The sequence below is a fragment of the Roseibium sp. AS2 genome, from assembly GCF_038900065.1.
Lineage (GTDB): Bacteria > Pseudomonadota > Alphaproteobacteria > Rhizobiales > Stappiaceae > Roseibium.
Genome location: NZ_JBBMQN010000003.1, coordinates 71,609 through 97,095, shown reverse-complemented (window position 1 = coordinate 97,095; position 25,487 = coordinate 71,609). Strand labels below are relative to the sequence as shown.

23 protein-coding genes are annotated in these 25,487 nt (G+C 63.5%); 7 read left to right on the top strand and 16 right to left on the bottom strand.

Features of this window, described 5'->3' with window-relative positions:
- The first annotated feature begins 88 nt into the window (after nt 1-88).
- A complete protein-coding gene (locus WNZ15_RS09410) occupies nt 89-1,645 on the top strand; it encodes an acyl-CoA dehydrogenase family protein (RefSeq protein ID WP_342892711.1) in 1,557 nt (518 codons plus the stop codon).
- A 64-nt stretch (nt 1,646-1,709) separates the two neighbouring features.
- Here the strand turns inward: WNZ15_RS09410 and WNZ15_RS09405 are convergent, their stop codons facing one another.
- Both WNZ15_RS09405 and WNZ15_RS09400 read right to left on the bottom strand, forming a co-directional pair.
- Nucleotides 1,710-3,356 carry a thiamine pyrophosphate-binding protein gene (locus WNZ15_RS09405; RefSeq protein WP_342892710.1) on the bottom strand — a complete coding sequence of 549 codons (1,647 nt, stop codon included), beginning with the start codon at nt 3,354-3,356 and terminating at the stop codon, nt 1,710-1,712.
- A gap of 20 nt (nt 3,357-3,376) precedes the next feature.
- Nucleotides 3,377-4,120, bottom strand: coding sequence for a FadR/GntR family transcriptional regulator (locus WNZ15_RS09400; protein ID WP_342892709.1), 744 nt, complete (start codon nt 4,118-4,120; stop codon nt 3,377-3,379).
- Nucleotides 4,121-4,255: 135 nt separating this feature from the next.
- Between WNZ15_RS09400 and WNZ15_RS09395 the strand changes: the two genes are divergently transcribed.
- The 5 genes from WNZ15_RS09395 (at nt 4,256) to WNZ15_RS09375 (ending at nt 8,360) form a co-directional block, all read left to right on the top strand.
- Nucleotides 4,256-5,167 carry an NAD(P)-dependent oxidoreductase gene (locus WNZ15_RS09395; RefSeq protein ID WP_342892708.1) on the top strand — a complete coding sequence of 304 codons (912 nt, stop codon included), beginning with the start codon at nt 4,256-4,258 and terminating at the stop codon, nt 5,165-5,167.
- 66 nt (nt 5,168-5,233) lie between these two features.
- On the top strand, nt 5,234-6,205 hold the full coding sequence (locus WNZ15_RS09390; RefSeq protein ID WP_342892707.1) for a TRAP transporter substrate-binding protein: 972 nt from the start codon (nt 5,234-5,236) through the stop codon (nt 6,203-6,205).
- 54 nt (nt 6,206-6,259) lie between these two features.
- Complete coding sequence (locus WNZ15_RS09385) at nt 6,260-7,546, top strand: TRAP transporter large permease (RefSeq protein ID WP_342892706.1); 1,287 nt, start codon at nt 6,260-6,262, stop codon at nt 7,544-7,546.
- A 2-nt stretch (nt 7,547-7,548) separates the two neighbouring features.
- Entirely contained in the window at nt 7,549-8,037 is a 489-nt protein-coding gene (locus WNZ15_RS09380; RefSeq protein ID WP_342892705.1) for a TRAP transporter small permease subunit, read from the top strand.
- Entirely contained in the window at nt 8,034-8,360 is a 327-nt protein-coding gene (locus tag WNZ15_RS09375; protein WP_342892704.1) for an NIPSNAP family protein, read from the top strand. The genes WNZ15_RS09380 and WNZ15_RS09375 overlap by 4 nt, the downstream gene beginning before the upstream one ends.
- A 109-nt stretch (nt 8,361-8,469) precedes the next feature.
- Here the strand turns inward: WNZ15_RS09375 and WNZ15_RS09370 are convergent, their stop codons facing one another.
- From WNZ15_RS09370 to WNZ15_RS09340, 7 genes are all read right to left on the bottom strand, one after another.
- The gene (locus WNZ15_RS09370; protein WP_342892703.1) at nt 8,470-9,462 is read right to left on the bottom strand and encodes a Gfo/Idh/MocA family oxidoreductase; all 993 of its coding nucleotides are present in this window, start codon (nt 9,460-9,462) and stop codon (nt 8,470-8,472) included.
- Nucleotides 9,459-10,346, bottom strand: coding sequence for a sugar phosphate isomerase/epimerase family protein (locus WNZ15_RS09365; RefSeq protein WP_342892702.1), 888 nt, complete (start codon nt 10,344-10,346; stop codon nt 9,459-9,461). The genes WNZ15_RS09370 and WNZ15_RS09365 overlap by 4 nt, the downstream gene beginning before the upstream one ends.
- Nucleotides 10,347-10,366: 20 nt before the next feature.
- The gene (locus WNZ15_RS09360; protein ID WP_342893193.1) at nt 10,367-11,200 is read right to left on the bottom strand and encodes a carbohydrate ABC transporter permease; all 834 of its coding nucleotides are present in this window, start codon (nt 11,198-11,200) and stop codon (nt 10,367-10,369) included.
- The gene (locus WNZ15_RS09355; protein WP_342892701.1) at nt 11,197-12,126 is read right to left on the bottom strand and encodes a sugar ABC transporter permease; all 930 of its coding nucleotides are present in this window, start codon (nt 12,124-12,126) and stop codon (nt 11,197-11,199) included. Before WNZ15_RS09355 ends, WNZ15_RS09360 begins: the two co-directional genes overlap by 4 nt.
- Nucleotides 12,127-12,276: 150 nt before the next feature.
- Nucleotides 12,277-13,491: a sugar ABC transporter substrate-binding protein gene (locus WNZ15_RS09350; RefSeq protein WP_342892700.1), complete on the bottom strand. Its 1,215-nt coding sequence runs from the start codon at nt 13,489-13,491 to the stop codon at nt 12,277-12,279.
- Between the two features lie 29 nt (nt 13,492-13,520).
- Nucleotides 13,521-14,507: an alpha/beta hydrolase gene (locus tag WNZ15_RS09345; RefSeq protein ID WP_342892699.1), complete on the bottom strand. Its 987-nt coding sequence runs from the start codon at nt 14,505-14,507 to the stop codon at nt 13,521-13,523.
- On the bottom strand, nt 14,504-15,262 hold the full coding sequence (locus tag WNZ15_RS09340) for a GntR family transcriptional regulator (RefSeq protein WP_342892698.1): 759 nt from the start codon (nt 15,260-15,262) through the stop codon (nt 14,504-14,506). Before WNZ15_RS09340 ends, WNZ15_RS09345 begins: the two co-directional genes overlap by 4 nt.
- A 194-nt stretch (nt 15,263-15,456) precedes the next feature.
- On the opposite strand from WNZ15_RS09340, the gene ugpC reads away from it, so the two are divergent.
- On the top strand, nt 15,457-16,524 hold the full coding sequence (ugpC, locus tag WNZ15_RS09335) for a sn-glycerol-3-phosphate ABC transporter ATP-binding protein UgpC (RefSeq protein ID WP_342892697.1): 1,068 nt from the start codon (nt 15,457-15,459) through the stop codon (nt 16,522-16,524).
- 32 nt (nt 16,525-16,556) lie between these two features.
- Here ugpC and WNZ15_RS09330 read toward each other — a convergent pair whose 3' ends face one another.
- The 7 genes from WNZ15_RS09330 to WNZ15_RS09300 all read right to left on the bottom strand — a co-directional run bounded on the left by WNZ15_RS09330 (nt 16,557) and on the right by WNZ15_RS09300 (nt 24,632).
- A complete protein-coding gene (locus WNZ15_RS09330; RefSeq protein WP_342892696.1) occupies nt 16,557-18,344 on the bottom strand; it encodes a gamma-glutamyltransferase family protein in 1,788 nt (595 codons plus the stop codon).
- 30 nt (nt 18,345-18,374) lie between these two features.
- A complete protein-coding gene (locus tag WNZ15_RS09325) occupies nt 18,375-19,253 on the bottom strand; it encodes an ABC transporter permease (protein ID WP_342892695.1) in 879 nt (292 codons plus the stop codon).
- Nucleotides 19,250-20,197, bottom strand: coding sequence for an ABC transporter permease (locus WNZ15_RS09320; RefSeq protein WP_342892694.1), 948 nt, complete (start codon nt 20,195-20,197; stop codon nt 19,250-19,252). Before WNZ15_RS09320 ends, WNZ15_RS09325 begins: the two co-directional genes overlap by 4 nt.
- A gap of 62 nt (nt 20,198-20,259) precedes the next feature.
- A complete protein-coding gene (locus WNZ15_RS09315; RefSeq protein ID WP_342892693.1) occupies nt 20,260-21,765 on the bottom strand; it encodes an ABC transporter substrate-binding protein in 1,506 nt (501 codons plus the stop codon).
- Between the two features lie 5 nt (nt 21,766-21,770).
- Nucleotides 21,771-22,901, bottom strand: coding sequence for a dipeptide ABC transporter ATP-binding protein (locus WNZ15_RS09310; protein ID WP_342892692.1), 1,131 nt, complete (start codon nt 22,899-22,901; stop codon nt 21,771-21,773).
- The gene (locus WNZ15_RS09305; RefSeq protein WP_342892691.1) at nt 22,898-23,926 is read right to left on the bottom strand and encodes an ABC transporter ATP-binding protein; all 1,029 of its coding nucleotides are present in this window, start codon (nt 23,924-23,926) and stop codon (nt 22,898-22,900) included. Before WNZ15_RS09305 ends, WNZ15_RS09310 begins: the two co-directional genes overlap by 4 nt.
- Entirely contained in the window at nt 23,910-24,632 is a 723-nt protein-coding gene (locus tag WNZ15_RS09300; RefSeq protein WP_342892690.1) for an FCD domain-containing protein, read from the bottom strand. Before WNZ15_RS09300 ends, WNZ15_RS09305 begins: the two co-directional genes overlap by 17 nt.
- Nucleotides 24,633-25,487: the final 855 nt, after the last annotated feature.

Here is a 25,487-nt window from a genome sequence, read left to right as displayed (position 1 = left end):
GGCCGCCGGCCCTGCTCGGGATGAGGGGGGAAGGACATGGCGAAGTCGGCGCTCGGCGCGCCACACGCAACATGAAAGGCAGTCACGCATGAAACCGTTCGCAGCTCCCCTCGACGACATCCTGTTCTCTCTGGAGCATGTTGCCGGCGCGTCTTGCCTGCCGCAGTGGGACCTTGAGCTGGCATCGGAGATCGGCGGGCATTTCGCGGCCTTCGCCGAAGAGCAGCTTGCTCCGCTCAACGAGCCGGGCGATCGCCAGGGCTGCCGGCTGGAAAACGGCCGGGTGCGCATGCCGGACGGGTTCGGCGATGGCTATAAGGCCTATGCGGAGCAAGGCTGGCCGGGGCTGACGGTGCCCGAGGACTTTGGCGGGCAGGGGCTGGATGCGACCGTTCTTGCGATCACGTCGGAGATCTTTTCCGGCGCCAACCACAGCCTGCAGATGGTGACCGGGCTGGTGCCGGGCGCCACCGGCACGCTGCTGGCCTTCGGCACCACGGACCAGCAAAAACGCTATCTGCCGGACTTCGCGTCCGGAACGGCGCTGGCGACCATGTGCCTGACGGAACCGGAAGCGGGCTCGGATCTCGGGCGTATCCGCTGCCGCGCGGTATCTTCCGGCGATGGCTGGTCCCTGACGGGCGAGAAGATCTTCATTTCCGGCGGCGATCAGGACATGAGCGCGAGGATCCACCATCTGGTGCTGGCGCGCACCTCCGATGACGGCATCAAGGGCCTGTCGCTGTTCCTGTGCCCGTGCACGCGGACGGATGGCAGCCGCAACGCGGTCGCGGTCACCCGTATCGAGGAAAAAATGGGGCTGCATGCCTCGCCGACCTGCCAGCTGTTGTTTGACGGGGCAGACGCGGAGCTGATCGGCGAACCGGGTCTGGGGCTGAAAGCGATGTTCACGATCATGAACCACGCCCGCGTCGATGTCGCCCTGCAGGGCGTCGCCCATGCTGCCCGGGCCGCTGATATCGCGCGAAGCTACGCGGGGGAGCGGATCCAGGGCCGCGGTGCGGACGGACAGCCGGTGACGCTCGACCGGCACGCGGACGTTAAGCGCATGCTCGACGAGATCGACGCCCTGGCGTTGGGCGGGCGGGCGCTGGCGCATCTGACGCTGGTGGCGATCGAGGCGGGCACCGATCCGGATCTTGCCGAAGTTCTGAAGCCGGTCGCCAAGGTCTGGTGCACGGAAGCGGGCATGCGCGCCACGGAATTGGGCATGCAGGTGCTCGGCGGTTACGGCTATCTGAAGGAATATCACCTGGAGCAATGCTACCGTGACGCCCGCATCACCGCGATCTACGAAGGGGCGAACGGGATCCACGAACGCACGCTGTCAACCAGGCTGATCCCGAAAGGGGGCGGCGCGGCGCTGGAGCGGTTCCTGCGGGCGGAGTGCGCGCTACACGCTGCGGCCTTTCCAGAGCTGGAAAAACACCTGGAAGCCTGGTGCGCGGCCCGTGACGGGCTTCTTGTTTCCGAAGACCCGGCGGTGCGGGCGCATGATTTCATGACGCTGACAGGGGACACCCTGCAAGCGGCCCTCTGGGCCCGCATGAGCGAGAAGGCGGACCATCATCCGCAGCCCGAACGGATCCGGCATCTGGCGGCAAGGAAACTCGGGGATTCCTGACGGACAGGTTTGCGGCGCTCCCCATTTCGGTTTCACTGGTCACTGCGCCCGTATCCGCATCGGCTCAGCCGGCGTCCTCCAGCTCAAGTCTCGGCGACAGTGCCCTCGGGTCGAGCTTCAGATGAAGGATGCTGGGCACGGACGCCTGTCGCGCCTGTTCCAGGGCATCCGGAAACTCCGCATCCGCAGAGACCGTGAGCCCCAGACCGCCATAACTTCTTGCCAGGGCGGCAAAGTCGGGATTGGTCAGTTTCGTTCCCGAGGGGCGCCGGGGATAGTGCCGTTGCTGGTGCATGCGAATGGTGCCGTACATGCCATTGTCGCTGATGAGGACAACGACGTTGGCGCCCTGCTCGCAGGCGGTGCCGAACTCCTGGCTGACCATCTGGAAACAGCCGTCTCCGGCCAGGCAGATCACGTCGCGCTCGGAATGCTGAAGTTTCGCGGCGATGGACGCCGGCAGGCCATAGCCCATCGACCCCGATGTCGGTGCCAGTTGGGTGCGCCAACCGCGATACCGGTAGTATCTGTGCAGCCAGGCGGAATAGTTTCCAGCGCCGTTCGCCAGGATGGCGTCATCCGGGAGCACCGTGTTTAGGTGGCCGATCACCCTTTCCATTTTCAAGGCACCCGGCGTTTCCTGCAATTCCTGCCATGCGTCATAGGCGGCCCGCGCAAGGACGCGCTCCGGACGCCTGAGCGATCTCGAGGATGCCTGAGCCAACTGGATGCAGGCGGCGCCGGGTTGGGCGACAACGGCAAGGTCGGGCCGGTAGACCCTGCCGATCTCGGACGGGTCGGCGTGGACATGAAGAAGGCTCTGTTCCGGCACCGGCGATTTCAGCAACGTGTATCCGGACGTGGTCATTTCGCCCAGCCGGGCCCCGAGCGCCAGCACGACATCCGCCTCGCGAACCCTTTGGGCAAGGGCCGGATTGATGCCGATACCGACATCACCGACATAATTCGGATGCCGGTTGTCCAGATAATCCTGGCAGCGGAACGAAGCGCCCACCGGCAGGTCGAGATCATCCGCGAATTTGGCGAGCGCGTCGCAGGCCTCTGCGGACCAGCCTCCGCCGCCGACAATGACCATCGGGTTCCGGGCACGTCTGAGCCGGTCGATCACTTCCTGAATGTCTTCCTGAGCGGCCTTGCCGGAGGGCAACACCGCGGCGGGGGCCGCCTGACCCTGGGCCGGGCCGGACAGCATGTCCTCGGGAAGGGCGAGAACCACCGGACCCGGACGCCCGGACTGGGCGACATGGAACGCGTGGGAAACATATTCGGGAATGCGGTCCGCGCGATCGATTTCCCCAACCCATTTCGCCAGCGGGCCGAACATCGCCCTGTAGTCGACTTCCTGGAAGGCTTCACGGTCGCGCTGGTCGCTTGCCACCTGGCCGACGAAGAGGACCATCGGTGTTGAATCCTGAAACGCGATATGGACGCCGGCGCTTGCATTTGTCGCACCCGGGCCGCGTGTCACAAAGGCGACGCCCGGTTTGCCGGTCAGTTTTCCGACGGCCTCCGCCATGATGGCCGCTCCGCCTTCCTGGCGCGCGACGACCACGTCGATCCGGGAATCCCGGAGACCGTCCAGGGCCGCAAGGAAACTCTCGCCGGGAATGCAGAAGACGCGCTCGACTTCCTGGGCAACAAGACAATCGACGAGAAGCGCGCCGCCATGGCGCGTTGACAGTTCACTCACAATTTCACCTCAAGAGTTTTTCAGGCGAAGTCTTCCCGGGCGGCCAGCCGTTCGGCAGCCCGCTCGAAACGCCTGCGCGTGGCAAGTCGGGCTGCTTCGGCATCCTTTTTGGCCAGGGCGTCGACAACAGCGCGATGTTCGTCCAAAATTTCCGCGCCGAATTCGGATGCGGCGGCGTTCTTCAGGAATGCGGAGCGAAGGTTGTCCTGAATGTTGGTCTCGATCATTGCGACGACATCCACATAGTAGGGATTGCCCGAGGCCTCAGTGATGGTCCGATACAGGAGCAACTCCAGGTCAACCCGCTCCTCCAGGGCCGTCTCGGGCCCCAGCAGGTCGGCGGCTTCCATTTTTCTGAAGATGTCCTCGATTTCCTTCATCTGGTCTTCGCTGCGGGACTCCGCCGCGATCGCGGACGCTCCCGCCTGAACCCCGGTGCGCAATTGCAGAAGCTGGATGATCTGTTTTCGTTTCTCAAAACAGGCGGGGCTTATGCGAAAGGCCGACCGCTTGCTCGGATCCGCAACGAACGCGCCAACACCCCGCCTGGAATCGACAACGCCGTTGTAGCGCAGAAACGAAATTGCTTCCCGCACCACCGTTCGGGCGACGCCGAACCGCTGGGATAGTTCCGCCTCGGTCGGAAGCCGGTCTCCGGGCTGCAATTGTCCGCTGTCGATGGCTTTGCTGATCGAGACCGCGACTTCGTCCGGCAGCCTGCGGGGCCGGTCTATGCGGTCAAAAAGGGGTGAGTTCTCGTTCATTCCTGTGCTCCGGTAGGCCTACATCAACCTAGTACAATTCGAGCCGGTGGCCATCAACAATAATAATAAAACAGAAAACAGGTTGTCTGACAACTGATTTTATGTTTTCTTGCGATTAACAACAGGGAGAAGCGGATGACCGCGACACGTATCGCACTGATCGGACTGGGTGGCATGGGCCGGGGGCTCGCCAAGAACATGTTGCTGGCGGGATTGGATCTCACGGTTGCCGATCTGGATGCGGGCGCCGTTGCCCTGGCGGTGTCCCAGGGCGCCAAGGCCGGGGCCTCGCCAGTGGATATGGCCAGGAATGCGGACGTCCTGGCGGTCTGCATCACCACCGCGGAAGCGGTGCAGGCACTTGCCCTGGGTCCGAACGGTCTCCTGGCGGCGATGAAGCCCGGCAGTATCTTTCTCGATCACACCACCGTTTCCGTCGAGCATGTCGATGTGATGCGGCAAGCCTGCGAGGATCACGGCATCGACTATGTCGAGGCTCCGATGACCCGCACGCCGATCCATGCGGATCGGGGCGAGGTCAATATCCTGTTCGGCGGGAGCGAGGCGCTTCTGGACCGCCTGCGACCGATCTTCGATACCTATGCGGAAAACATTTTCCATGTCGGGCCGGCGGGTCACGCGATCCGCCTGAAACTCATTCACAACTACATCGCGTTCGCCAACGTCGCGAGCTTCTGCGAGGGCTTCGCGCTTGCCGCGAAGGAGGGCCTCGACATGACAAAGGTCATCGGCATCATCTCCGCTGCCGGAGGCAAGTCGGGCATGATGGACCTTTATGGCGAGATGACCCTGCGCCGGGATTTCACGCCACACATGTCGCTGGCGAACGCCCAGAAAGACGTTCGCTACTACGCGGAATGGCTCGAGTCGGCCGGCATGCCCGGCTTCATGGCACAGTCCATCCACCAGACCTACGCGCTGGCCTCCATCATGGGGCACGCGGACGAGGGCTGTACCGCCGTCATCAAGCCATACGAGGAGTTTTCAGGCGTGGAAGCCGCGCTTCCGCCGAAGACGGACAACTGATCCCACCCCACGGCGAGGGAAGACGTCGGGGGTGGTTACATTTGCATCAAACGGGAGGAACCAAAGATGCTCAGATCCACATTACTTGCTACCGTAACCGGGCTTGCAATGGCCTCGGCGGCCATGGCCCAGGACGTTACCATGCGTCTGGCGCATTTTGCGGCGGAGAGCCATCCCGGCCATCTGGCGGCGGTCCAATTCGCGGAAAACGTCAAGGAGCGCACCGGCGGCGCGATCGAAGTGGAGCTTTACCCCGCCAATGAGCTCGGCGCACCTCCGGAGCAACTCGAACAGACCATTCTGGGTGCGATCGAAATGAACCTGCCCACGCAGGGCGGGCTGGACAAATACGAAAAGGCCTTCGGCACGGTCATGACGCCGTTCGCCTTCTCGTCCTACGAGAATGCTCACGAGGTCCTGGACGGACCCTTCATGGAATGGGCGGCTCCCAAACTCGAGGAGCAGGGTCTTGTCATGCTCTCCAACTGGGAATACGGCTTCAGGAACATAACCAACTCGGTTCGTCCCATTGAAAGCCCGGACGATGTGGTCGGGCTGAAGCTGCGCACACCGCCCGAGCTGCAGATCGTCGCCGCCCTGGAAGGTCTCGGCGCGGCAACGACCCAGATCGCCTTTCCCGAATTGCCGAATGCCCTGAACCAGGGTGTGGTTGACGGCCAGGAAAATCCGATCGGCGTCATCTACCACTACAAGCTGAACGATTTTCAGGAGCATCTGGCACTGACCAGGCACGTCTACAATTCGATGGTGCATGTCATCAACAAGGACGCCTTCGAAAGCCTGACGGCGGAGCAGCAGCAGATTCTGCGCGAGGAAAGCAAGGCGGCCGGAGACATGATGCGCGCTGCCGTGATTGCGCAGGAAGAAGAGGAAATCGCGGCGCTGGAAGCCAAGGGCATGAAGGTGACGCGTCCGGATCACTCGAAATTCGCCGCCAAGATGGGGTCTGCCCGTGAGCGTGTGGCGGAATACAGCGGTGCGGACAACATGAACACCTTCCTCAGTTTCCTCGATTAACGCACTGGTTCGCTGCCCCGTGACTTTCACGGGGCAGCACGCCCGGGACATCACATGACAACCTTCCTGATACTGGCCGCTCTGGTCACCCTGATCGCCATCGGGCTTCCCGTTGCCGTGTCGCTGGGACTGACCGCCGTCGGCTTCTATGCCCTGCAGGGCGATTTCCGCATCCTGGCGATGGTGCCGCAGCGCATGTTCTCGGCAACCACCGGGTTCACCCTTTTGGCCATTCCGTTTTTCATCCTGGCCGGCAACCTGATGAACACCGGCGGCATAACAGAGCGGATCTTCCGGTTCGCCGATGCGTGCGTGGGCCATGTGCGTGGCGGGCTCGGACAGGTGAACGTTCTGGCCTCGCTGTTCTTTTCCGGCATGTCCGGCGCTGCCGTCGCCGACGCGGCGGGTCTGGGCCAGGTCGAACTGAAGGCCATGGCGGACAAGGGCTACGATCCCGAATTCTCGGCCGCGATCACGGCTGCCTCTTCAACCATCGGGCCGGTGTTCCCGCCCTCGATCCCCTTCGTTCTCTATTCCTCGATCACCGGTGTCTCGGTTGCCAAGCTGTTTCTGGCAGGCGTCGTGCCCGGCGTTCTCATGGCCCTTGCGCTGATGGCGTCGGTCTGGGTCATCGCCCATCGCAGGGGCATGCCGAAACGCCACCGCATCGACTGGCTGGAAATCGGCCGCAGTTTCCTCGGCGCGGCCCTGTCGCTGCTGACGCCGGTCATCATCATCGCCGGCATTTTCGGAGGGATCGTAACGCCCACCGAGGCAGGCGTCGCGGCAAGTGCCTATGCCCTGATCCTGTCGATGTTCGTCTACAGGGAAATCACGGTCCGGGACCTGCCGGGCATCCTCTGGGAAACGCTCCAGCATACGATCCGCGTGATGTTCGTGATTGCGGCGGCCGGGTTCTTCGGCTGGCTGCTAATCCATCAGCGTGTCCCAAATCAGCTGGTCAGCAGCCTGATCGGATTTTCCGACAACCCGGTCGTCATCATGGCCATCGTGGTTGCGATCCTGCTGGTGCTGGGGATGTTCCTGGAAGGGATCGCGGTCATTGTCCTGACGGTGCCGCTGTTCTACCCGGTGATGACCCAGATCGGCGTGGATCCGGTACAGTTCGGGGTCATCATGATCATGTGTTCCATGGTCGGCTTGCTGACACCGCCGGTGGGCATGGTGCTGTTCGCCGTGTCCTCGATCGCAAAACTGAGCGTCGGACGTCTGTCGAAAGCCCTGCTTCCCTATCTTGCGGGGCTCTGTGTCGTGCTTCTGGCCGTCATCGCCTTTCCGGCCGTGTCGACCTGGCTTCCCAACCTCCTGCTCGGAAACTAGCCATGCTTGCAACTATCGACAGGATCACCGGGTTCATATTGCGTGCAATTCCCGTTTGTTGCCTGGCTGCATTGTTCCTGCTGCTGCTGACCAACGTGATCGCGCGAACATTTCAGCTCGCCGGGTTCTCCTGGTTCGATGAAATCGTCCAGGGGCTGTTCGCGTGGATGGTCTTTATCGGGGCCGCCGCCCTCTGGCGGGAAAGGGACCATTTCCAGGTCGACTGGCTGGAGCGGTCCCTTCCTGCGATTCCGGCGCGGATCCTGCGTCTGGTGACAACGCTGCTCGCGATCTGTTTTCTGGTCGTGATGACGGCATATGGCGCCGACCTGACGCGCAGCGCGAAAGCCCTGACGCCCATTCTGGGGCTGCCGACCGCCCTGTTCTACATCACCATCCCGCTCTCCGGGGCGGTGATGCTCATCTACTCTTCAGCCGAACTGCTCAGGCTTCTGACAGGCTTCAATTCCTCCAGGGAGACACAACAATGATCTTCGATCACCGCACATACACCTGCCGTCCCGGCACGATCCGCAAGCACATGAAGCTCTATGAGGAAAGCGGCTGGGCAACCCAGTCCAAACATCTCGGGCAACCCATTCTTTACGGCGCGGTCGAGACGGGCAACGTCAATTCCTACGTGCATGTCTGGGTCTATGAGGACGCGGCCGACAGGGCGGCGAAACGGGCTGCACTGGCGGCCGATCCCAAGTGGCAGGAATATCTCAAATTGAGTTCGGACGCAGGCTACCTGGTCGGTCAGGTCAACACGATCCTGACCCCGGCCTCGTTCTTCAAGATGCCGCAGGTCTGAGCAGGCACCTGCCGAACTTCCACCAGCCGCCACCGGGCCCTGAGCGGGCCGGGTGGCGGCTGGTGTGGAATGCGCCGGGGCCGATCTGCCCGGCTCAGATCAGATCAGCTCAAATCAAGCCGACCATCCGTTCCAGGTTTGCCATCGCGCGCACGCCGTCATGGATGTCCGGGGCTGACGATTTTTCCTGCCGGAAGGCGGCGGCGACGTCGGTGATCAGGGCATGGTAGCCCTTGTGGTCCTCGTTGGCGGCAGCCGTGAAATTCGGCGTCCAGGACAGGGTGTCCGATGTGTCCGACAGGGTCGCATCCGGGTCGTCCGCCTTGAACGGCGGGTCGCGGTAGCAGGCGACGTTGATTATGTTGTCGACTTCCAAGCGTATATGATCGCCCATGATCTGGATGGATTCCATCGGCGTGCCCCGGGACTGGACGGTGCCCATGACGATGGTGCCGATAACCCCGTTGACGCATTCGAAATTGAGATGGAACAGCAGAAGGCCCGGCTTCGGCTCGATCTTGCGTAGCGCCATGTCGCTGAAATCGCTGCCTGCGAACCAGGGGATGAGATCCATGTAGTGGACGCAGTGGTGCAGGTAGAAACCGGTATAGTCGACCTCGCCGGCGAAATAGGTCGGCGCGGTCATGTAGCTGCCGGTGATGCCCAGGACCTGGCCGAAATCCCCCTTGCGCAGGACATTGCCGGCCATCCGGTTTCCGGTGGAATAGCGCTTCATGAAACCGACCAGAACGGGCTTGCCGGTGCGCTCGGAAGCGGCCGCGATCTCTCTTGCCGCTGCGGTGTCCTTCGCCGGCGGCTTTTCAAGAAACACCGGCAAACCGTGCTCCAGGGCAGCGATGGAGGCGACGTGATGGAGATCCGGCCCGACGGCCATGCCGATGGCATCGAGGCCCTTGTGGGCAATCAGCTCGCGGTAATCCGTGTAGACGGCATCGGCGCCATATTGCCAGGCGGCGTTCGCGGCCGCCTCCTTGTTGACGTCGCAGACGGCGGCGATGTTGATGCCGTTGCGGCCGAGCTGGGGCATCAGCATCTGGGTGGCGTGGCGGCCGCAGCCGATCCATCCGATGTTCAGGGTCATTGGGCGCTCTCCGCCATGGCAAGGCAGGAGCGGATCAGGGCCAGGCCTGCCTGCAGTTTTCCGGTTTCGTCCTCGCGCGGGGCGCGCCAGTGGGCGATGGGCAGGCCGACCCGGTCGTCGTCCCTGCGGAAGGGTTCCAGAGACACGGGGCCGTCATAGCCGATGTCGGCCAGCGCCTTCATGATCGCGGGCCAGTCGAGGTGGCCCGTGCCGGGGAAGCCGCGATGGTTTTCATTGGCCTGGAAATGCACGACCCGCGACCCGGCGGCCCGGATCGCGTCGGGGATGGAGCGTTCCTCCATGTTCATGTGGAACGTGTCGAGCACGATCCCGAGGCCCGGATTGTCGACCGCGTCGCAGACCTCGATCGCCTGCCGCGTGGTGGAGACGATGTCGGTCTCGAACCTGTTCAGGGCTTCCAGCGCGAACACACAGCCGGCGTCGGCGGCACCCGGCGCCACGGCGGCGAGGCCTTCGATCGTCCTGTCCGCGCGCGCCCTGATGTCATCGTCCGACCAGGGGACCGGCGGGCGGCCCGCGAACACCATCGGCTCGCCATAAAGCGGGCCGCCGATGATCCGGGCTCCGAGCGTTGCTGCAACTTCGACGCAGCGTTTCAGATAGTCAATGCCGCCCTGACGGCACGCCGCGTCGCCGCTGGCGATCGAGCGCTGCAGATTGACCCTGGCGGCCAGCACGACGCCAAGATCCGCGTCCCGCAGGGCCGCCGCGGTTTCGCTCAGGTCCAGGTCATCGTCGGGCTCGGGAACCAGCAGTTCGACGAAATCGAAGCCAAGGTCGCGAATGTGCCGGAAGAGACCCAGATCGGCGCGGCTGAAGGGCCGCACGAATTGCATGGAAATGATGCCGACTGGGTTGTTCACTTTCAATTGCCTTTTCATTGTCATCCCTTGACCGCGCCCTGTGTCAGGCCGCTGATCAGGCGTTTCTGGACGATCAGGAACAGGAGGGTCGCGGGCATGGCGCCGATGATGCCGCCGGAGGTCAGCAGACCCCATTCGACCTCGTATTCGCCGATGAGCGTCTGGATGGCGACGGTGATCGGACGGACATTCCGCCCGCCCAGGGTGAGGGCGTAGAGATATTCGTTCCACGCGGTGATGAAGATGTAGATGCCGGTGGCGATGATGCCCGGCGTGCACAGCGGCAGCACCACGCGCCAGAGTGCGCCGAGCCGGCTGCAGCCGTCGGTCATCGCCGCCTCGTCCAGGCTTTTCGGGATGCCGTTCATGTAGCTGGTCATCATCCACACGGAGAAGGGAATCGCGACCGTGGCATTGGCGATGATGAGCGCCAGGTGAGTGTCGAGAATGCCCAGAACGCGCATCATCACGAACAGCGGCAGGATCAGCAGCACCACCGGGAACATGTTGATGATCAGGAACTGCAGCAACAGGTAGCGTTTGCCCCGGAACGAGAAGCGGGAGAAGGAATAGGCGGCGGTCACGCTCAAGGTGAGGCCGACCACGACGGTGCCGCCCGCGATGATGAACGAGTGGATCAGGTTGGTCAGAAAGCCGACGGTGGCAAACAGCCGGATGTAGTTTTCAAGGGTCGCCCCGATCAGGCTCGGGCCTTCGGTGAACAGGCGGCTTTCCGATGTCAGAGAGGTCAGCAGCATCCAGAGGTACGGCCCGAGTGTGAAGGCCAGGATGAGCAGCATCGGCAGATCGACGGTCAACAGCCGCCGCAACAGGGATTTGCGTCCAACCATCAGTCAACGGACCTCCCTGCGCGGCGAAGATAGACGATCACCAGTCCGAGCAGCATCAGCGTGAACAGGACGGCGAGGGACGAGCCGTAGCCGAAGTCCAGATTGGTGCGCGCCTTGATGAAGGCGTAGAGCGGCAGGGTGTAGGTGGCATAGCCGGGTCCGCCGCCGGTCATGACGTAGATCACGTCGATCGAGTTGGCGACCCAGATCGTCCTGAGCAGGACGGCGGTGATCAGCACGCCGGAAATGCCCGGCAGGGTGATGTGCCAGAACTGGCGCAGCGGGCCGGCGCCGTCCAGGGAAGCCGCTTCGTAATAGCTGCTCGGGATCGATTGCAGGCCGGCCAGGATCATCACCGCGAAGAACGGAAAGCCCTGCCAGGTCAGCGTCAGGATGATGGCGTAGAGAGCGGTGTCGGGGTCGGCGAGCCAGGGGACCGAGGCCTTGATCAGGCCCAGCCGCAACAGGAACTCGTTGAGGATGCCGTAATTGGCATCGTAAATCCACACCCACATCAGCGCGATGACCACGCTCGGCAGCGCCCAGGGAATGATGATCAGCGCCCGTGCGAGGGGCCGCCAGGGGAATTTCTGATTGAGCAGCAGGGCCGTGGCGAGGCCGAGCAGAAGCTGGGCGGGGATGGTCACGGCAATCCAGATGACCGTATGCCTGAGCGAAATCCAGAAGACCTCATCCTGGAGGGCGGCCGCGAAGTTCTTCAGCCCGACAAAGGTGAAGTCCTTCGGTTTCCAGAGAATGTAGTCGTGCAGGCTCATCCAGGCGGCCTGGATCATCGGAAAGAACACGATGGCCAGTGTCACGAGGACTGCGGGCGAGAGCAGGGCATAGGGGAGCACCTTGCGCGCAAGGGCCGCCCGGCCTGGCGGTCTGGATCCGGGTTGGACCGCCGCTTCGTCGATGGTGGGCATGGTTGAATTTCCATTCGGTGCGGGAGGTGTCTCCCGCACGCAGTTCAAGTCTTTCGTCTGCCGTTTTCAGGCAAGTGCTGTTTGTGTCGGTTGGAAAAGGGGACGGTCGTTGCCGGACAACGTGCCCGCCAACGACCGCCCAGGGAGGACTCAGGGATTGTAGAGCTTGTCGATTTCGGCGTTCATTTGCTCCGCGGTGATCTCGCCCGTCAGGGCGCGCTGCATGTTCACCGGCCAGACCGTGTTGACGAAGTCCGAAGTTTCCGGCGTGTTCGGCAGCAGGTTGGCGAAGGGCAGCGACTGGACCGTCGCATCGACGAAGCGTTTCTCGTGCAGTGTCCAGCCTTCGGAGTCCGTTTTGGTGACAGGCAACTGGCCGGTTGCCTTGTTGAACTCGGCGTTGTTGCCGGCGGTCGACAGGAAGGAAATCCATTTCCAGGCGGCGTCCTTGTTTTCCGCCGTGGAGAAGACAGCCGTGGATTCATCGCCGAAGGACGTCCAGTGACCGCCGCCGCATTCCGGAACGGTCGTTGCGGACACCGCGTTTCCAAGCGCCTCGACCATGCCGTTGGACGAGCCGATGTGGTGGATCGTCATCGCGGTCTTGCCGGCCTTGAACGCGCCGGTGACTTCCTTGAAGCCGTCATTGGGCGCGGACGGCGGGAACACCTTGTCCTTTTCGAACAGGTCCACGACCCACTGGGTTCCGGCAACGCCGGCATCACCGGTCAGGCTTCCGGCGGAGAAATCGACACCGCGCGAGAGCACCAGACTGCCCCAGTGATCATGACCGCCCTTGCCGCCCCTGAAGCCGAAGCCGTAGACATCAAGCTGGCCGTCGCCATCGGTGTCGCGGGTGAGCTTCATGGCGACATCGCGGAAGTCGTCGCAGGTCTTCGGCACATCGAGGCCGAGCTCTTCGAGCATGTCCTGCCGGTAGTAGAGATAGAGCACCACATATTGAACCGGCAGGTAATAGGTCTGGCCGTCGGAGGCCCTGGTGAGGTTCAGGAGATTGTCCTGCAGGTCGGCCTTGCCGTCCCAGGCGTCGATCCGCGCGCCGATCGGTTCCAGTGCGCCCATTTCGACCAGGCGCGGCTGGGCGAACATCTTGACCATCGCGGCGTCCGGCGCATTGCCGGCGACAATCGAGGTGTAGAGATTGTCGTAATAGGAGTTCCACGGAATGTTCTCGGCTTCGATCTTGATGCCGGGATTTGCCTGTTCGAACTTGGCGACCAGTTCCGACATGGGATTGTCGGCATTGTCGAAGTGATACCAGAAACGGACGGTTTCGTCCGCCTGGGCGACCGCCGTTCCGGCAAGAAGTCCTGCCGCGAACGCGGCCGAAATGAGTTTTGACATTGTTTCCTCCACTTTATTTCTGTTTTTGCTCAAGACCCTGTGAGTTCGCGGAAAGCCCTCCCGGCTTCCGCCGCAGCCTTGCGGGCCTCCGGCAATTCAAGGCTCATCTGCATGAAGCCGTGAACCACGCCCGGATAAAGGGTGTAGGGATCGGTCCGGCCCAGGCTGCGTAGCCGACCAACCAGATTTTCCGTATCCGAGCGAAGGGGGTCGATGGCCGCCGCGTTGAAGAACATCGGCGGCAGTTTGCGCAAGGCGTCGTCCGTTGCCTGAAACGGGGACACCAGCGGCCGGCTCCGGTCGGCCGGATCGGCGGCGTACCAGTCCCAGTAGCGCATCATCTTGGCACGTGTCAGGCCGGGGCCGTCCTTCTGGCCGAGATAGGACGCGGTTTCGAAGTCCGCGTCATAGACGCCATAAAACAGAAGCGCGGCGTCCGGAGCGGGCAATTGCTGTTGCTGAATCATGAGCAGCAGGGCGAGCGCGAGATTGGCGCCGGCGCTGTCTCCGGCCAGGGCTCGAGGTCCCGAACACCCGGCCAGCTCCGACCGTCCGGCCGTGACGGCAGTCCAGACCGTCCGGCAATCCATCAGGCCGGCGGGGTGGGGGGCTTCGGGCGCAAGCCGGTAGTCGAAGGTCAGCACATGAGCACCGGCCTCCAGGGCCAGCAGCCGCGCGGACCGTTCATGGGTTGTCATGCCGCAAAAGGCCCAGCCGCCGCCGTGAACGAACAGGATCAGGCCGTCGGCCTTTTCGGGGCTGAGCAGGCGGCAGGGGATCGAGTGTCCCTCGGCGGCGGTCACGGCAAATTCCGTGACGGACAGATCGGGAAGGTCGCTGTTCCAGCGAAGATTGGTCCGTTCGGCCAGCTCGCGGCCTTGCCGCGCGGGCAGAAGCGTCGGATCGCCGAGGCCGGCATCTTCCCTGGCGAGGCGCTCGAGGATCCATTGCATCCGCTGTGTCGGGATCAGGTCCGCGTCCGAGGGCAGGGGCATAGGCAGGGTCGCGGACATCATTTCGCCGATCCCGATTTCTCTGGCGCCAATTTCTCTGGACCCGTGTCCGCATCGACGGCGAGAATGCTCGGCCCGAAATCCACGATCGTGGTGATGTGGCGGGACAGGGCCTCGATCGCTTGTTTCTCGTCGCCGGCGGCGAGGGCGTCCAGGATCGCCACATGGCGTTCGGCGGTCTCCACAAGACCCCGGTTCGGTTCGGAATTCAGGATCTTGTAGCGGTGATTGTGAATGAGGCACCTGCGCAGGATCGGGCTGACGCTGGGCATGTCGGCGGCGTTGTAGAGATTGAGATGAAAATTCCGGTCATGGAGGGAGAGCCGGTATTCGTCGCCCTCTTTTGCGGCCTGGCGCATGGCGTCCAGATCCGCTTCCAGTTCCTTGCGCAGAAGCGGACCGAAGTGGTTCAGGACACGGATCACGCCCCGGCACTCGATGTCGTGACGGATCAGGATCAGTTCGCGGGCATCCTCGCCGCGACTGTCCGCGACGAAGGTGCCCCGATGGGGCAGACGCTCCACCAGACCATCCGTCTGCAGGAACATCAGCGCTTCGCGAATCGTGCTCTGGCTGCATTCGAAGCGGTCGGCCAGTTGCAGTTCCAGGATCGCGGCGCGCGGGGGCAGGTGCCCCAGCATGATGTCCTTCTGAAGTTCCTCGAAGATCGCGTGGCTGCGCTTGGTGGCGCGGCGCGGCTGCTGCCGGGTGTGCCCGGATTTGCCGTTTTCCTGAGTGTCGAAGCTTTCCGCCGCCATGTCTGTGATCTGCCGCTTGAATATCGATAACGTTATCGATAATGTAACGATAATGATGCGATGACGCAAGCGAAAGCATCGCGGCAAACGGACAACGCGGCGGCAGCCCGGACGGCAAAAGCGGGAAACCGCCGATGCCGGGGCGGGAACACCGAACCGGAAGCAGAGCTGCCGAAAGGCGCGGGAGGACAGAATTGGCCGCTATCGAGCTAGAGAAAATCGTCAAGAATTACGGATCTTTTCGTGCGGTCAAGGGCATCGACCTGGATGTCAGGGACGGCGAGTTCGTGGCCTTCGTCGGTCCGTCGGGGTGCGGCAAGAGCACGTTGCTGCGGATGATCGCGGGTCTTGAGGAAATTTCCGGCGGCACGCTGAAAATCGACGGCCGGGTGGTCAATGACCTCGAGCCGAAGCATCGCGACATCGCCATGGTGTTCCAGGACTACGCGCTTTATCCGCATATGTCCGTTGCCGACAACATCGGTTTCGGCCTGAAGATGCGCGGCATGTCCGCCGGGGAGCGGCGGCGCCAGGTCGAGGAGGCCGCCGACATTCTGCAGATCACCCAGCTTCTGGACAGGAAGCCGGGACAGCTTTCGGGCGGTCAGCGCCAGCGTGTCGCCATGGGCCGGGCGATCGTGCGGCGACCGAAGGTGTTCCTGTTCGACGAACCGCTGTCCAATCTCGATGCCAAGCTGCGTGTCGACATGCGCACCCAGATCAAGCGCCTGCACAGCATGTTGAAAACGACGATGGTCTATGTGACCCACGACCAGGTGGAGGCGATGACCCTCGCTGATCGTGTGGTCATCCTCAAGGACGGTGAGCTGATCCAGCAGGGCGCGCCGGTGGATGTCTATACGGTGCCGGAAACGCGGTTCGTCGGCGAGTTCATCGGCTCACCGAAGATGAACGTTCTGGCCGCGGAAACTGGCGCCGTGGACGGCAAAAGCACGGCGCTTGTCGGCGAGACGCGGATCCCGCTCGGGCAAACGCGGCTGGCCGAAGACCGCCGGATCCTGGTCGGTGTCCGGCCGGAGCACCTGATCCGCTGTCCCACTGACGAGGCCATGATCCGGGTCACGGTCGATGTGCTGGAGCCGCTCGGCTCGGACACGATGGCGATCTGCATGCTCGGCGACCAGGAGATCACCGCCCGGCTCGCCCCCGATCCAGACCTCAGGCCCGGCATGCCGCTCGATCTGAAAGTGAAGCCGGCGGACATTCATCTGTTCGACGCGTCGACCGGCAACCGGATCTGACCTGCGTCCGATCCGGTTGGCCGCGACACGCGCTAGCGGCCGATGGCGTAGGCCTGCATGAGCCTTGGTGTGGCGCCTGCCTTCAGCACTCCGTCCGCCTCGCGTCTGGCGGCGGTCAGCCGGCCGATGGTCCAGTTGCCCGAAACCTCGACCGAATGGCCGCGCGCCCTGAGCTCCCTGATCGTGTCGGCGCTGAAATTGCCTTCCGCCATCAGGTGGCCCGGCTGGCGCTGGCGCGGGTGGAAGGAGGTCGGGAAATGGGTGGTGTGGAACAGCGGCAGGTCGATGGCCTCCTGCAGGTTGAGGCCATGATGGACGAGGCGCAGGAACAGGGATAGCTGCCACTGGTCCTGCTGGTCACCGCCCGGCGTGCCGAAGGCGAGCGTCGGCCGGCCTTCGTGGAAGGCGAGGCTCGGTGTCAGCGTGGTGCGTGGACGCTTGCCCGGCGCCAGGCTCGAGGCGAGCCCTTCTTCCAGCCAGTACATCTGGGCCCTTGAATTGAGGCAGAAACCGAGGGAGGGAATGATTGGCGAGGATTGCAGCCAGCCGCCGGACGGCGTCGCCGCGACCATGTTGCCCCAGCGGTCGATGATGTCGAGATGCACCGTGTCGCCGCGCCGCTCCGACAGATGTGCCATGGTCGGCTCGTAGAGCCCGGTATCGGCGATCCCGGCCCGCTCGATGACCGCCATGCTGCGGGCAACCTGGTCCTCGAAACCGGGCAGGGTGCCGGGGCGCAGGTCGAAGGACGCGCTGCCCGAGATCAGCTCGCGGCGGGTGGAATTGTAGTCTTCGCCGAGCAGCTTCTGGAGCGGCACGTCGATGAAGTCCGGATCGCCGTAATAGACCTCGCGGTCGGCATAGGCGAGCTTCATGGCTTCCGTGATGTGGTGGACGAAATCCGGCCCGGCCGGGTCCATCGCGCCGATGTCGATCCCTCTGAGAAGCGCAAGTGACTGCAGCAGAACCGGGCCCTGGCCCCAGGGGCCTGTCTTGGCGACGGTCCAGTCGTGATAATCGTCCGTCAGCGGGTCTTCGTAGGTGGCCTGCCAGTTGGCCAGATCGTCCCGTGTCAGGATACCCTTGTGCTTGCTGCCAGAGCCGTCCATGACCTCGGCGGTTTCAAGAAAGCTGCCGATCTCCTCGGCGATGAAGCCCCGGTAGAAGCAGTCGCGCGCGGCGTCGACCTGCTGCTCGCGGCCGCTCTTGCCCTCGGCTTCATCAAGCAGACGTTTCCAGGTCTGCGCCAGCACCGGGTTGCGGAACAGCTCTCCCGTCTTCGGGGCCTTGCCGTCCGGAAGCCAGGTCTGAAAGGAGGTCGGCCATTCCTTTTCGAAAAAATCACTGAGGCCGGCGATGGTCGAAGCCGTGCCCGGCAATGTCGGCTGGCCGTGTTCGGCGTAATAGATCGCGGGTTCCAGAACATCGCGCAGGCTGAGCGTACCCCTGTCGCGCAGCATCAGCATCCAGCCGTCGAAGGCGCCCGGAATGACGGTCGCGAGCAGGCCATTGCCCGGGATGAGGGACATGCCCTCGGATTTGTAGTGCGCAATGGTCGCCCCTGCAGGGGCCGGCCCCTGGCCGCAAATGACCTTGGTCTCATTGGTCTTCGCATCGTGGAAGATGACCGGAAGGTCGCCGGCGGGGCCGTTGAGATGCGGTTCGAGAACCTGCAGCACGAGACCGGTGGCGACCGCCGCGTCAAAGGCGTTGCCGCCCTTTTCCAGGATGCTCATGCCGACGGCGCTGGCAATCCAGTGGGTGGAGGCGACGACGCCGAAGGAGCCGGTTATTTCGGGGCGGGTGGTGAAATTCGACATGATCTACTCTTTTGGGTTGAAATAACGGTTTCAGGTCTCGCGCGGGTCGAGAGCGTCGCGCAGGCCATCGCCGAGCAGGTTGAAGCCGAGGACGACCAGGAAGATCGCCGCGCCCGGCCACCAGGCCATCCAGGGCGCCTGGGTCATGAAGTTCTTGGCGACATTCAGCATCGATCCCCAGCTGGGTGCGGGGGCCTGCTGGCCGAGCCCCAGAAAGGAAAGACTGGCCTCGGCGATGATCGCGGTGGCCACCGTGAGTGTCGCCTGGACCAGGATCGGGGCGAGGACATTGGGCAGAATGTAACGGCCCATGATGGCCACATGCGTCAGCCCGACGGCGCGCGCGCCCTCCACGAAGTCTTCGGTCTTGACCGCCAGCACCTGTCCGCGCGTGAGCCGGACAAAGATCGGCACGGCGGACAGGCCGATGGCGATCATCGCGTTGGTCAGGCTCGGCCCCAGAAACGCCGCGAGCGCGATCGCCAGGATGAGGAAAGGCGTTGCCAGCAGCGCGTCGGTGACCCGCGAAATCGCCTGATCGGTCCAGCCGCCAAAATAGCCTGACACGAGGCCGAAAGGCACGCCGACCAGAACGGCGATGACCACCGAGACGACACCGGCCAGCAGGGAGGCCTGCGCACCCCAGATCATGCGGGACAGGATGTCCCGGCCGATCTCGTCCGTGCCCAGCCAGTGGGCCGCAGACGGGGCCTTGCGAACGTCGCTCCAGCTTGTGGCGATCGGGTCGTCGATGGGCAGGATGGGCGCGGCCAGGGCGATGCCGATGAAGAAGGCGACGAGGATCAGGCCGAACCGGGCGCTGCGGTTGGCCTTCAGCTTCTTCCAGGCACGGTTTTCCGGTCTGACGGTCTCTTCCGCAGCTTCGGCGGTGGCGGTCACGGCGCTCACAGGCTGCTCCTCATGCGCGGGTTGAGAAGGAAGTACAGAACATCGGCGATCAGGTTCATCAGGATGAATCCTGCGGCGGTGCACAGGACGACGCCCTGCACCACCGCGTAGTCGCGGGTGAAGACGGCATCGACGATCAGCTTGCCGAAGCCGGGAATGGTGAAGATCTGCTCGGTCAGGACAGCCCCGGCAAGCAGCTCGCCGAATAGGAGCGCGCTCAGGGTGACGATCGGCAGCAGTGCGTTGCGGAAAGCGTGTTTCAGGATGACGGTCTTTTCCAGAAGGCCCTTGGCCCTGGCGGTGCGCACATAATCGGCTTTCAAGACGCCGAGCATGGCGGAGCGGGTGTGGCGCATCAAGGTGGCGGCAAGCGCGGTGCCCAGAACGAAGGCGGGCATGATCATGGTCTGGAACGATTTCACCGGATTCTCGAAGGGCGACACATAGCCGGAGGCCGGCAGCCAGCCGAGGTTTACCGAGACCAGCATGATCAGCATGATGCCGAGCCAGAAGTTCGGGATCGACAGGCCGGACAGCGCAATGAAATTGGCGACATAATCGACGGCCGTGCCTTTCTTGACGGCGGAGAGGATGCCCGCCGGGATGCCGATCGCGAAGGCGATGATCATCGCCATTACCGCAAGCTGTATGGTGACCGGCAGCTTGTCGCCGATCAGGTCCAGCACCGGCTGGCGGGTTCTGAGGGAAATGCCCAGGTCTCCCTGCAGCAGAGCTTTCACCCAGTAGAAATACTGCATGATGATCGGATCGTTGAGACGGTATTTCTCGCGAATGAATTCGAGCATCTCGGGATCGCGTTCCTCGCCCGCAAGCACGAGCGCCGGATCGCCGGGCAGCAGTTTCTGCAAGACGAAGACGAAGATCGACACGAGGATGAGCGTCGGTATGGCGATGAGCAGCCGGCGCGCGATATAGGACAGCATTCAGGCACGACCCGAGTTGAAGCGGACCCCGGCGGAAAGCCGGGATCCGAGGTTGGTTCGACTTACTTGAACTTGACGTTCTCGAGGCGGATCATGCCGTCCGGATAGGGGGTGAAGCCTTCCAGCTTGTCGGAAAGCGCCCAGATCCAGGTCACATGATAGAGATAGATGATCGGCAGTTCCTCGATCAGGATATCGCGCGCGGCATCGTATTTGGCCTTGCGCGTTGCAAGGTCGGTGCTCGTGCGGGCTTCATCCAGAAGCTTGTCCACTTCCGGAATACAGACCTTGGAGTCGTTGATACCGCCTTCGCAGGTCATGAACTGGTGGATGTTGCCGTCCGGATCGACGCGGCCGGACCAGCCGACCTGGCTGCCCTGATAGTTGCCGGCGGACTGGTCCGCAAGCAGGCTGGCGAACTCCATCGTCTTCAGCTTGACGTTGAAGCCGGCCTCGGCGGCCATGGACTGGACGACCTGCATCATCTGGGTCTGGACCGGGTTGTTGGCGACCTGGATTTCCACATCGAGGCTGTCATAGCCTGCTTCCTTCAGCAGCTCCTTGGCCTTGGCCACGTCGCGGGCCGGGACGGGATAGTCCTTGTCGTACCAGGGGCTGGTCGGCGGGAAGGGCTGGTTGCCGGGCGCGAAGGCGCCTTCGAAGACCACCTGGTTGATCGCGTCACGATCGAGCGACAGGCTGAAGGCCTGGCGGATCTTTGCATCGTTGCCGAATGGATTGTCGCCCTTTTCGGTGTTGTTGATGTTCACCGTGATGCCCTGATAGCCAAGGCTGACGGCTTCGGCGTAGGAGAGAGCGTCATCGCCCTTGACGGAGGCGACGTCGGTGGCCGCCAGCCGCTCCAGCATGTCCAGGTCGCCGGAGCGCAGGTTGGCAAGGCGCACGGTGGTGTCCGGGATCGGCAGGAAGGTCACCGTGTCGAAGTTGATGGCATCGGCGTTCCAGTAGCCGTCGTATTTGCCCAGCACGATGCGGTCCTGCTGAACGCGCTCGACGAACTTGAACGGGCCGGAACAGACCGGATTGGCGCCGAAGTCCACGCCGGCGGCGGCAGCCGCGGTCGGGGACATCATCATGCCGGAGCGGTCGGCGAACTGGGCCAGCAGCGTCGCATCGGGTGCCGTCAGGTTGAACTTGACCTGCAGCGGGCCGGAGACATCGACGCTCTCGATGGACTTGACCTCGCTCTTGCGGCGGCTCTCCGGCATTGTTTTCGAACGCTCGATATTGGCCTTCACGGCCTCGGCGTCGAACGGGGTGCCGTCGTGGAAGGTCACGCCGTCGCGCAGGTCCATGGTCAGGACCTTGCCGTCGTCGGACCAGCTCCAGCCAGTGGCCAGCTGGGGAACGATTTCAAGGTCCGGCGTGATGTCGACCAGCTTGTCGCACATCGACGCATAGACGATCCGGCCGACGAAGGTCCGGGACTGATCCGGATCGAGCACGTCGGCATCGTCCTGAAGGCCGATACGCAGGTCGGCGGCCTGGGCCGCCGTTGCCAGGGTTGTCGCGCTGAGCAGCAGGGCTGCCAGGAATTGCTTACGCATTGTTGTCACACCTCTCGGAAAGTTTGTTTTTCAGTTGTTCCGGCCGTGGTCGGCTCTTGTCGTTGACTTTTTTCGCGAAACAGCGCGAAGCGCTTTTCCGCGTCTGCACTCCTTGGCGGTTCCCGGACGGTGTCCGGGGAACTCGCGGAGATTTTCTCCCAGTGATGGCAGGCGACCATGCGTGCACCGGCCTCCGCCAGCGGGGGCCTGGTGGTGGTGCACACATCGCTCGCATGCGGGCAGCGGGGATGAAAGCGGCAGCCGGACGGGGGCGCGAGCGGCGAGGGCACGTCGCCGGTCAGCGATACGTCCATGGACCGGCCATGGGGCGAGGCGATCGGGATCGCCCGCATCAAGGCCTGTGTATAGGGATGCAGCGGCTTGTCATACAAGGCGTCGTTGGGCGCCAGTTCGACGATCTCGCCCAGATACATCACGGCGATGCGGTCACTCATGTGCCGGATGACCGCGAGGTCATGGGCAATCAGGATCAGGGTCAGGTCGAATTCGGCCTTCAGGTCTTCCAGAAGGTTGATCACCTGGGCCTGCACGGAGACATCGAGCGCGGACACGGGCTCGTCGCCGACAATCACCTTGGGTCCGCTGGCAAGGGCCCGGGCGATGCCGATGCGCTGGCGCTGACCGCCGGAAAACTCGTGCGGGTAGCGGTTGGCGAAAGCCGGGCGCAGGCCGACCTTCTTCAGAAGATCCGCGACCTTCCGGCGGCGTTCGGACCGTGAAAGCCGGGTGTGGACCTTGATCGGCTCCTCGATCAGCGCGCCGACGGTCATGCGCGGATTGAGCGAGGAAAACGGGTCCTGGAAGACGAACTGGAGATCCTTGCGCAGGCGCCGCATTTCCAGCTCCGACAGCTCGGAAATGTCGTTGCCCTCGTAGAGCACCGCGCCTTCGGACGCCGGCAGCAACCGCACCAGCAGGCGCGCCAGGGTGGACTTGCCGCAGCCGCTTTCCCCGACAATGGAGAAAGTCTCGCCGCGCCGAATGTCCAGGGCAACGTCATTGACGGCGCTGACGGAGACGGTGCCGCCGAACAGGCCCTTGCTGCTGGTGAACCGCTTGGTGAGCGCACGGGTCTCGATGATCCGCTCGGCGGTCGGGGGCCTCAGGACCGTCATGATCCGGTCTCCGCAGATGCAGGCTCGGCGAAGGCGGTTTCCAGCGGCGCATAGTGGCATGCGGCCCGGTGCGAGGGACCGAGTTCGGTCAAAGGCGGCGACGCGGCTTCGCAGGCCGGTTGCGCGAACGGGCAGCGGGGCGTGAAGCGGCAGCCGTCCGGCATCTTGTCGATGGTCGGCACCATGCCGCCGATGGTCGTCAGCCGGCCCGTGCGCGGGCCGACCGAGGGCACCGAGCTCATCAGGCCGATGGTATAGGGGTGCTGAGGATCGTCGAAGATGGCTTCCACGGGACCGTCCTCGACGATACGGCCGGCATACATGACGCAGACCCTGTCGGCGACTTCCGCCACCACGCCGAGGTCATGGGTGATCATGACGAGCGCGGTGCCGGTCTCTTTCTGCAGCTCCTCGATCAGGTCGATGATCTGGGCCTGGATGGTGACGTCCAGCGCGGTGGTCGGCTCATCGGCAATCAGCACCGCCGGGTCGTTGGCAAGGGCCATGGCGATCATGACGCGCTGGCGCATGCCGCCGGAGAGTTCATGGGGATAGTCGTCCAGACGGCTGGAGGCGGCGGGGATCTTGACCCGGTCCAGCATGTCGAGTGCACGCTGCCTGGCCTCGGCCCGTGTCGCTTTCCTGTGGCGCAGCACGACCTCGGCGATCTGGTGGCCGATCCGGTAGGACGGATTGAGCGACGTCATCGGTTCCTGGAAGATCATCGAGATGGTGTTGCCGCGCAGGTCCGCCATGGCGCGTTCGGGCAGGGTCAGCAGATCGCGATCGCCGAACATGGCCGTGCCGGACATGACCTGCGCGAGCGCGCGCGGCAGCAGGCCCATCAGCGACAGGGCGGTGACCGACTTGCCGCAACCGCTTTCGCCGACGATGCACAGGGTCTCGCCCGGATGGACCTGAAACGAAATGCCGTCGATGATGTTGGCGGGGGCGCCCTTGAAGCGCAGCGCAAGATTGTCGACGCCGAGGACTGGCGCCCCCTGCGCTTCAGTGGCCTTCGTCATCGCCCACCTCTGTCGCGCTCTGGAAGAGAAGGCGCTGCTGAAGGGCCAGAAGGTGGCCGCGCATGGCCTTTTCCGCCGAGATCGGGTCGCGGGTCTCGATGGCGCCGATGATGTCGACATGCTGGGATTTGTAGAGGGTCATCGCGTCATCGGTCCTGAGTGCCTCGCGCACATGGCGCCAGGCGGCATCCTGGCGAACCCGGTCGACCACATCGAACAGCGCCAGGAACAGGGTGTTGTTGGCGGCCCGTGCGATGGCCCGGTGCAGCGCGCCGTCCCACAGTTCCCGTCCGTCCATGTCCTCGGCCTCGGCGAGGCGGCCGGCAACGTCGCGCATGGCGGCGATGTCCGCCGGAGTGGCGCGCAGGGCGGCCAGCCGGGCCAGCACCGGCTCGATCTGCAGCCGGACTTCCATCACCTCCAGCATGTTGGAATTCTCGTTGAGAGCGAGGATCTGCTTTTCCGGCTGGGCGGGCTCGGGGCCAATGAATGTCCCGGCTCCCTGCCGCCGCCAGATCTTGCCTTCCGTTTCCAGCACTTCCAGCGCCCGCCGCACCGCCCGGCGGCCGACGCCGATGGTCTCCGAAAGCTCGCGCTCGGTCGGCACCTGCTCGGTGCCTTCGGCGGTGAGCTGGTCGACGATGATCCTGAGGCGCTCGAGCGCCAGGCTCGAGTTCCGCTGTGAGGGCTTTTCCGCTTCAATCATGCCGTACCGTATCGTGAACCAATCTTTATTGGTCTCAGTATCAAGGGGGAATTGGTCCGGCGCAAGCCCTGAAAATGCGGCAGCCGACGGCAGAAGTGGCCGGGGCCGGGAGGGTTTTGCGTTCGGGGTCGGGGGGCTTCTGCCGGCTTGGGCGTTATACTAAAGTATTGAAATTATTATTTTATTCTAAAGTCTGGCTTTGCCGGAAATATCCCGGATGGTGGGCGATTCCGGTCACCTGCTCCAATTTTGAGCTATGGAACAAATTTTAATCGGTCACCTTGAATACGGGTTTTGTGCGGTTAGGGCTGAGGGGGAGTTTCGGGCGGAGCGGTCGTATCGGGCATCCGGTCATGGTGACATTGCGGGCGGAATGTCCTGTTTTTCAGGTCCGGTTGCCTGTCGTGACCGGTGCATTCGAAGGCAGGGCCATCGCAGTCGGCCGGACATTTGCCGCACTTGCTGGCGTCACCCCGGCCGACCGGAGGGAGTGCCTGGACCCACTCATTTCCAGAGAGCGGATGACTTGCAGAAACGCCGCCGACCAATTTCCGACCGGTTCAACAAATTGCCCTGCGAGCAGGCCCGGCTCTGCGCTTCGCTTTTCCGGGATGACGCCGGCATGTGCTGCACTTGCCCGGGCAAGGGCCGCAGCCCTGTTTTCGAGGGGAGATGATTTGCCGGTTGGGTCGGTGAAGGCTGTGCCGATGTAGCCGAATTCGGACGGGACAAGGTGACTGGCTGTCCAGGAATGCTGTCGACGATGCAGGTTGCCGGCAGATTGCGCAACCGGTTGGAGACCTCGATCTGGCGGTATGCATCAGTCGCGGCTGCCGCACGATCTGGACTTCCTGA